Annotated in this window: 8 protein-coding genes; 6 read left to right on the top strand and 2 right to left on the bottom strand. The window is 64.2% G+C overall.

What is annotated here, in order from left to right:
- Nucleotides 1-166 precede the first annotated feature (166 nt).
- Together ACFQS7_RS30300 and ACFQS7_RS30305 are read left to right on the top strand one after the other, a co-directional pair.
- Complete coding sequence (locus ACFQS7_RS30300) at nt 167-334, top strand: hypothetical protein (RefSeq protein WP_380070875.1); 168 nt, start codon at nt 167-169, stop codon at nt 332-334.
- A gap of 142 nt (nt 335-476) precedes the next feature.
- Entirely contained in the window at nt 477-1499 is a 1023-nt protein-coding gene (locus tag ACFQS7_RS30305; protein ID WP_380070881.1) for an IS110 family transposase, read from the top strand.
- 524 nt (nt 1500-2023) lie between these two features.
- On the opposite strand, the gene ACFQS7_RS30310 is transcribed toward ACFQS7_RS30305, so the two are convergent.
- The gene (locus ACFQS7_RS30310; RefSeq protein ID WP_380070876.1) at nt 2024-3259 is read right to left on the bottom strand and encodes a patatin-like phospholipase family protein; all 1236 of its coding nucleotides are present in this window, start codon (nt 3257-3259) and stop codon (nt 2024-2026) included.
- 905 nt (nt 3260-4164) lie between these two features.
- On the opposite strand from ACFQS7_RS30310, the gene ACFQS7_RS30315 reads away from it, so the two are divergent.
- From ACFQS7_RS30315 to ACFQS7_RS30330, 4 genes are all read left to right on the top strand, one after another.
- Nucleotides 4165-5253 (top strand): patatin-like phospholipase family protein, encoded by a 1089-nt coding sequence (locus ACFQS7_RS30315; RefSeq protein WP_380070877.1) that lies wholly within the window; start codon nt 4165-4167, stop codon nt 5251-5253.
- A 199-nt stretch (nt 5254-5452) separates the two neighbouring features.
- Nucleotides 5453-5983, top strand: a complete 531-nt coding sequence (locus ACFQS7_RS30320) for a transporter suffix domain-containing protein (protein WP_380070878.1) — start codon at nt 5453-5455, stop codon at nt 5981-5983.
- 142 nt (nt 5984-6125) lie between these two features.
- Entirely contained in the window at nt 6126-7229 is a 1104-nt protein-coding gene (locus tag ACFQS7_RS30325) for an HlyD family secretion protein (RefSeq protein ID WP_380070879.1), read from the top strand.
- A 100-nt stretch (nt 7230-7329) separates the two neighbouring features.
- On the top strand, nt 7330-8199 hold the full coding sequence (locus tag ACFQS7_RS30330; RefSeq protein WP_380070880.1) for an FUSC family protein: 870 nt from the start codon (nt 7330-7332) through the stop codon (nt 8197-8199).
- On the opposite strand, the gene ACFQS7_RS30335 is transcribed toward ACFQS7_RS30330, so the two are convergent.
- A partial coding sequence (locus ACFQS7_RS30335; RefSeq protein WP_380070135.1) for a transposase occupies nt 8196-8312 on the bottom strand: 117 nt, incomplete at its 5' end. The two genes, ACFQS7_RS30330 and ACFQS7_RS30335, sit on opposite strands and share 4 nt — an antisense overlap.

Raw genomic sequence — 8312 nt, forward strand, 5'->3', positions numbered from 1 at the left:
TCCGGCCGCTGCAGCCGCAGCACCAGCTCGATCAGCTCTGCCTTGCTTAGCCGCTCAAGCGCGTCCCGCTGCATGCCAGGATCGAATCAGCCAACCCACTCCCGCGCAAGGGGGGTGGGTAATTACGAGCGTTGTGTCGCCGACCTGGTAAAAAGGCCCCACGACCATGACCCCGATCGCCGACGACTTCGCCGCGATTCAGCGCCGGCTGGCCGAGATCGAGGCTGCGGCCCGGCTGCTGCGGGCGCTGCCGGCCGGCATCACCACCGGCCCGCCGCGGCAGCGCGAGCTGACCTCGGCCGAGCTGAGCGCGCGCTACATGGCCGGGCCGTGAGCCAGCCGCCCGTCTGGCTTTCCCATAACGGCGCTTATGACCGCCCGCCTCACCTGATGAGGTGGATGCCCCCTGCTCCGCGGCATCGCAGTGCCATAGCGTGATTGGTGCTGAACCTGACCACGAGGGAGAGGAGGCATCCATGGAGAAGGCTACCACGATCGGCCTCGACCTGGCGAAGAGCGTCTTCCAGGTACATGGCATCGATGCGGCGGGCGGGGTCGTGCTGCGGCGCAAGCTGCGCCGAGCGGAGCTGCTGGAGTTCTTCGCGGCATTGCCGGCTGCGCTGGTAGGCATGGAGGCCTGCGGCGGTGCGCATTACTGGGCCCGCGAGCTCACCCGCCTTGGTCACACGGTGCGGCTTATGCCGCCGGTTTACGTGAAGCCCTACGTCAAGCGCGGCAAGACCGACGCGGCGGACGCTGAGGCGATCTGTGAGGCGGTGACGCGCCCGACCATGCGCTTTGTGCCGGCCAAGACCGAGGCACAGCAGGCGAGCCTGGTGGAGCTCAAGGTCCGCGACATGCTGGTGCGCCAGCGCACTCAGACCATCAATGCATTGCGCTCCCATCTCGCCGAATACGGCATCGTTGCGGCGCAGGGGCGCAAGCTCTCCGAGCTGATCGCGGTGGTGCGCGACGACGATGATACCCGGCTGCCTGGCCTGGCGCGCGAGGCACTGGGCGAGTTGGTGGGACAGCTGGAAGCCCTAGAGCAGCGCATCGCGCGGCTCGACAGCCGCATGGTCCGCCATGCGCGGGAGGACGAGGTGGCCCGGCGGCTGGCGAGCATCCCCGGCATTGGAGCGATTGGCGCGACAGCCCTGGCCACGCTGGTACCCGACCCGCACGGCTTTGCCTCGGCGCGGCATTTCGCCGCTTGGCTCGGCCTGACCCCGAAGCCGCACTCGAGCGGCGGCAAGGAGCGCCTGGGCCGGATCTCCAAGCAGGGCAACTCCATGCTGCGCCGGCTGCTGGTGCTCGGCGCCACGAGCCGCCTGCGCCATGCCAAGCGCAGCCCGGACGCGGCAGACTGGGCAACGCGCCTGCTGACGCGGCGGCCCTTCAAGGTCGCTGCCGTTGCCTTGGCCAACAAGATGGCCCGCGTCGCCTGGGCCTTGCTGGTCCGGGGAGGAACCTACAACACAGCCGCGACCGCCGCCTGAGGGTCGCGTCCGAGCTCGCCGGGGGCCGCACCCAGCGAGGGCCAAGGTGCCAAAGCGGCGATGACAGCGAGAGACCGGCGAGCCGGTAACGAGAGAGGCCGTTTATCGCGATGCGCTCCCGAGCGCGCTCACCTGATCGCCCCTCGTTCCGCGCAGCTCATCAGGGCCCGCGGCCAAACCGGCTGCAACCAGAGGCCGGACACATGACCGCACCCGCGCTCTCGGTGCCAGCGTTGCAGATGCGCCTTGACCCGCAGGGGGCATCCACACACGCGATAAGCGGGATTCGTGAGAAGGGGGCATCCATATCTTACGTCGATATGGACACCGACAATCTGAAGGTGAGGAAGCCGCGTGTGGATGGGCTTTGGCTTCCGAAATATCATCAGCGGTTTGCAGGGCCGTTCTGCGTCAAATGGGTGTGCCGACTGGCAGAACGAGGATCGGCGAGTCCCTATCGGCGTCCCGCTGCTGGGAGGGTGACCTATATCCGCTGCCTTACGTCCTAATCGACCTCGGCACCCTCAAGTTGGCGGCCGCTTCACCCAGGCGTCGCCGCGCAGCGCGCGCTCCCTCCCGTACTCGAACAACGGACGCATGTAGGACTGCTCGAAGGGCTTATCGTATTCCACGGTGAAGTCGCGGCCGATGAAGGCCAGGTTGTAGTCCACGCCGTCGCGCTCGGCGGCGGAATAGATCCTCCACACGTCGTTGTACCCCGCGGAAGAGATCATCGAGGCGACCGCCCGACTTGCGATGCCCATCGTCCGCCGGTCCACCGAAGCCCATTCGGGATCAAGGCGTCCGTCGCGGATGACCCAGGCCCGCGCCGGCGCCACCGGTACCCGCTTTGCCATCCGCTCCCGGCGGTACTGCGAGACGCTGTTGGGGTAGAGGAAGACCTGGGCGAAGGCGCCGCCATCCACATGCAGCTCCTGGAACGGCTTGCCATCCTGCGTCACGTCGAATAGCACCGGGGCGAAGGCGCCGGGGATGGCGGATGACGCCAGCAAGATGCGCCGGATCGTGTCCAGCGCCTTCGGATGGCCGCTCTTGGCGATGGCGCCGATGTTCCAGATCACCGGCATCTGCGCGTCGAGGTTCGAGGTGCCGATCAGCAGCAGCCGCCCGCCGTCATAGGCGCGGGCGATCTCGGTCAGCAGCGCCTCGTCGATGTAGCGGGAGATCGTGCCGAACAGCGGGGTATTGTCGGCCATCCCGTCATGCCAGATCGCCGCGGTGAAGTTGCGCTGGACGATGATGTCGGCAAGCGTGATGTCGGTGTAGACGCTCTTGAGCTTCGCGTCCCAAGCGCTGCCGAGGAAGGCGAAGGGGGCGCTCAGCGCCCCGGTGCTGATGCCGGTTACCAGGAAGAACTCGGGGCGGTCGCCGCGCTCCGTCCAGCCGTTTAGCAGCCCGGCGCCGAAGGCCCCGTTTTCGCCACCGCCCGAGATGCCGAGCAGGTCCAGCTCCGGCAGGGGCGCGGTCGGGGGCAGACCGCGCGTGACTAGCTTGCGCTGGCCGGCGGCGACGAACTCCCGCTGTAGCGCCACTTGGCCGGCGGCCTCGGTCGGGAAGAAACGCTCGTTCGGCAAGCCGAGTACCGTGGCGGTGCTGGCGCCGCCGCGCGGCACCGCGGGCAGCCGAGTGGGAAGGGAGCAGGCGGGGAGTGCCGCGGCAGCCACCCCGCCGGCCGCGAGGGTGAGCAGCGAGCGGCGGGGCGGCAGGACCGCCCGTAGTGGCATGTCAGAGTTGGACATCGGAGACCTCACGACAGATAGACACTTGGTCGGGTCCAACCCAACTCCACGTCCGAACGATTTTGTAGCAGGACGGCCTAGTCGACGAACGTCCCGCAGCGATCATGCGGTGCCGCGTGATCAAACGAAAGCGCAATTCGCATTGGAAATGCGTCCATGAGCGCCATGAAACCGCCGCTACGTGTGGGCTCACTCGTTCAGCGCCGCCTGTCCCAAGTGACACGCCGGCGCTGCAGTGATGCAAGGCGAACGTCCATGATCCACCATGCTTCAGCGCCTTGCAGCAAAGCCCTCCGCGTAGATCAGAATTTTCGATCGGGCTCTTGCCTCGACTTTGGCCAGTCATGCGTCATAGCGTGGGGCATAGGCAATGCCCTCGCGCAGAGCTGGAGGGGGATTCGCCAGCCCGATTGACTGTCTGGACACAACGAAGCCCTGCTCACTCAGATCTCGTGCCGTACCGCGGCGAAGGCATTGAGCAAGGTCGCGGAGCCGATGAATACAGGTAGGGAGGCCAACCAAGATCAAAGGCTGCAAGATGGTGCGCCGTGGCAGGACCTGCCGAGGTTGACGAAAGCCTCAACCAGGGCTCGTCGAGCCACATGTTATGGCTCAGCGGGAGAAGGCCTCTGGAAGCGACGCCAAGTCCACTGTAGTCTTTTTCCCGACCGACACGACCTGAGCCACAGGGCCGAGATTCATGTACATGCCCACCCGTCCATTCGCTGTCGGTAGCTTGCGGGGCCGCTCGGCGCCGCGGTTTCAGTCCGTACCGAGCCGCCCTCGCCCGAGGTGATCATCGACGCGTTCGAGGCGGGCTGACGCCTTCGCTGCCACGGCGTGCAGATTGAGCATGGCCTGCCCGACGCCAAGCGCCGTGTGCGCGCATGCTCCTGGAGATTACAATGGAGCGCAAACTGAAGATCGCCATCGCCTGTCAGGGCGGTGGCAGCCAGACGGCTTTTACGGCTGGCGCCCTTAAGGCTCTGTTCGAAGCACGGGTGCACGACAGGTTCGAGATCGTCAGCCTCTCCGGGACCTCCGGCGGCTCGATCTGCGCGGCGCTTGCATGGTATGCACTCAGAAAGCGCGACCCGGTTCCTTGGCAACGCCTAGCCGAGTTCTGGGCCGAAAACACCGCACAGTCACCTGCCGAAGAGGCATTCAACAGCTACACCGTTGGCTTGCTTCGTGCGGTGAGCAGCGGCCACGTGGCGATCCGCCAAGGAAGCCCCAGCTCCGCCATGATGCAGATGGCGACGGGTATGGTGGCGAAGGTATTCCGTCCCCACTTCACCGACCTGCGTGCCTTGCTTGAGGCGCATATCGACTTTGAAGAACTGCGAAGCTGGGGGCCGAGCGAGCTCCGCCCGGTACTCCTGGTTGGCGCAGTGAATGTGCTCAACGGCCATTTGGCGCAGTTCACCTCAAGAGCTTCCGCGCTGCGCGTCGAGCACATCCTGGCCTCCTGCGCCGTGCCAAGCATCTTTCCCGCAGTCGAGTTTGACGGTGGTGCCTACTGGGACGGCCTTTTCTCCGATAACCCGCCGATCAACGAGTTGATCAGGGCGCGATGTGTGGGAGCCGAAAACATCCCCGACGAGATCTGGGTCATTAAAATCAACGCCACCGGCTCGGCCAATGTGCCGGTTTCGCCGGATGCCATCGCGGACCGTCGAAACGAGTTGGTCGGCAATGTCTCACTATTTCAGCAGCTGCGCTCCATTGGCTTCATCAACGACCTGTTGCTGGCCGACGCGTTCCGCCCCGAATTCCTGCAAGGCTTTGACGTACAAGCGCCAATCGGCATCCCGAAATGCTACCGCGAGGAGCCCGACCGGCCCTACCACATTCCATGCATCGAGATGTCTGCTGGACTGCAGGAATCACTTGACCATGCCAGTAAGCTCGACCGTAGCACGGCACTCGCTGCAAACCTCATGGCCGACGGCGAGCGGCAGGCTCGAGCCTTTCTCAAGCAGCGTGGGCATTGATTATGCACGCGAACGTCACCTTCACCGAAGCGGTCGCAATCAGTGGTAAGCCTATGACACGCTGAGGCCCGACGGCCGACACAAAGCGGGCTCCAAACCACCGTCGGGCGACACACCGATATCCAGCGGCACTGCACATCCAGGCGGTTTGAGCGCCGACCGGGCGCAGCAAACTCTGACGCGAAAGAAGGCTTAATCGATGGCGAACGAAAATGCGACAGAGACTGGGACAGGGTCCGTCGGCTGGCGGTTCAAGCTCGGAATCGCGCTGTTCGTGTTGGCATTTCTCCTCTGGCTGTTCATCCCGCTGGCGGCGGTGATCGGCTTACCAGCCAGCAAGATAGCCGCCCTGACCGGCACGATTTTTATTGCAAACAAGCTGCTGCTTCTCGCCGTCATCGGCGTCATGGGCAAAGCGGGTTTCCAACAGCTCAAAGGAATGCTGTTCGGGTACGCGGGCAAACTGGCACCCGACGCGATCGTCAGCAGCACACGCTACCGAATTGGCTTGGTCATGTTCTGCCTCCCCCTAATCTCGGGTTGGCTGGAACCCTACGTCGATACCCTTGCACCAGGCCTCCGGCCCAACCTATGGCAGCTTCAACTCCTCGGCGACCTGATGTTGGTTGCCAGTTTCTTTGTGCTCGGCGGCAATTTCTGGGCAAAGGTCCGGGCCCTGTTCGTCCGAACGGCAGTTGTCACTGACCCAGGTGATGCCGCCCCAACTTGATGTGGCTTGGCAACGCCGATTGGTGACGTTGGAACTGCGCACGCTCGCCGGCGGGCAATCTGAAGCGGACCGTTCAGTCGCCTAATATGGCAGTGCTTCGGCAGCAACCTTTGCTACGCGCCTTGAATTGGAGGGGATCGGGATGACGGAGACATCAAGTCTCGAGGTAAATCGCACGTTGTCGTCGCCTAAACCCCGCTCGTCTCGCTCGATCGCGTTGATCGTTCTTGCTGCTTTTGTCCTGCTGTTCGCTGTGTCAATTGCCATGGAACGCAGTACGCCGTCCTCGTCGCAGTCCGTGGTGCAGGCCTATGTTGTGCAAATGGCGGCCGAGGTTCCGGGCCGTGTTTCGAGCGTCGCTGTCGCGGACAACGCTCCAGTCCGCACCGGAGAGGCGCTTTTCACAATCGACCCACAGCCATATCGCATTGCCGTCGAGGAGGCGGAGGCGCGGCTCCTGCGCATCGGCCAGGGCGTTGGGGCCAGTATGTCCGCCGTCGATGCCGCGCAGGCCCGTGTCATCGATGCCCGCGCCAACCGAGACAACATTCGTCAGCAGGCAGGGCGCGTGATGCAGCTGGTGCAGCGTGGCGTCTACCCGCCGGCCCGCTATGACGAAGCCAAGGCAGGTCTCGAACGCAGTGATGCGATGGTCGCGGCGGCTGAGGCGGAGTTGGAGAAGGCCCGTCAGGAACTCGGCCCTGTTGATGACCGAAATCCGCAAATTCGCGAGGCTTTGGCGTCGTTGGAACGGGCGCGTCTCGACGTCACGCGGACGACAGTAAACGCGCCTGCGGATGGCGTCGTGACAAACCTTCAGCTCTCGCCGGGCCACTTCATCGGCGCCGGACAGGCCGCACTCACCTTTCTGGATGCCAGTACCATTTGGATTTCTGCGGCGTTCAAGGAGAACAGCTTGGAGCACATCCGCGGCGGCAACACCGCCGAGGTCGTCTTCGACACTTTCCCGGGCCGCTTGTTCGAGGCACGGGTCGAGAGTATCGGGTGGGGGGTAGCGTCGGAAACCACATCGAACGCGGGACTGCCGACGTTCCGGAATGACACTGGTTGGATCCGTGAGCCGCAACGCTTCGCTGTCCGGCTGGTCTTTGACGAAAGGCCGCCCCAAGGCGTGCGCTATGGCTCGCAGGCCAATGTCGTCATCTATACGGGCAGCAACCCCGTCATGAATGCTATCGGCGCATTCTGGATCCGGCTCATCGCCATGCTCACCTATGCCAGCTGACATGGCTACCGTCCGCGCTGTGCCTGCCGCGCCGACAGCACACGAAGCAGAGCGCGCTCGACAGCAGGCGCTCCGCATTGCCGTTGCCGTTGCCGGGGGCATGACCATGATGGTAGCGGCCGGCTCGATCACACCCTTCCTTGCACCACTCTTCGCCGCTCAGTTCCTGGTGGCAAGCCGTAGCCCGCTCAAGGGAGCGCAAGCATTCGGCATGGCCATCCTGATCATCAGCGTTGGTCAGGGACTGGACCTGATGACCTCGCTCCTCGGCAGCCGTCCGGCGCTGTTCACAGCGATGCTTTGGCTTCTCTATCTCGGCTGCTTCTTCGCGCAGGCGACCGGGAAAGGCGGGCAGGCGCCTTTCCTCGTCCTGGTAATCGCCATCATGGTCCCGCTGATGAACATGCTGCACCAAGACCTCGGCGAGTCCATGAGTGTTCTTTTCGGCGTCGCCGTAGGGGGGGGTGCTCTGCTTGCCTGGGCTGCTCACGCACTTTTCCCTGATCCAGGTGGCATGGCCGCGGCGCCGCCGATCTCACCCGTGCCTGTCGTGTTCGCCCTACTTCGCTCCGTCGCTAACGCGTCGATCCTCGTTGCCGCGGTTGTCCTCTGCCTTGTGGACAGCCGTCTGTCGTCGGCGATTGTGATCCCGGTGACAGTCGCCTCGATTCTTAATCAGCTGGATCTAGCCACAAGCCGGCGCGCCGCATTCGATCTGGTTCTGGTCAATATTTTGGGCGGGGTGGTGGCATCGTTCGTGTTCACCGTCGTGGATACTCGGCCAACCCTGCTCGGCCTGTTCCTTGCCGTGTTTGTCGTGGGACTTCTGTTCGGAAGTGGAGCAGCCACCGATCCGAAGTTCGGCAAAGCCTATGCGGGCGCGCTCACGACTTTTCTGATCCTGCTCGGGCTTGGCATCTCGCCCCTGCCGACGAGTACGCCGGAGTCATTCTCGACTAGGGCCTGTTAGCTCCTGAGCCAATCGAAGGTGGCAGCGAGGGATAGGACGCCGAGGAATGATCGGGCGGTTTTCTCGTAGCGGGTGGCCACGGCGCGCCATTCCTTGAGGCGCGCCCAGAGGTT

Origin of the sequence: Dankookia sp. GCM10030260 (genome assembly GCF_042666655.1) — a bacterium.
Lineage (GTDB): Bacteria > Pseudomonadota > Alphaproteobacteria > Acetobacterales > Acetobacteraceae > Paracraurococcus.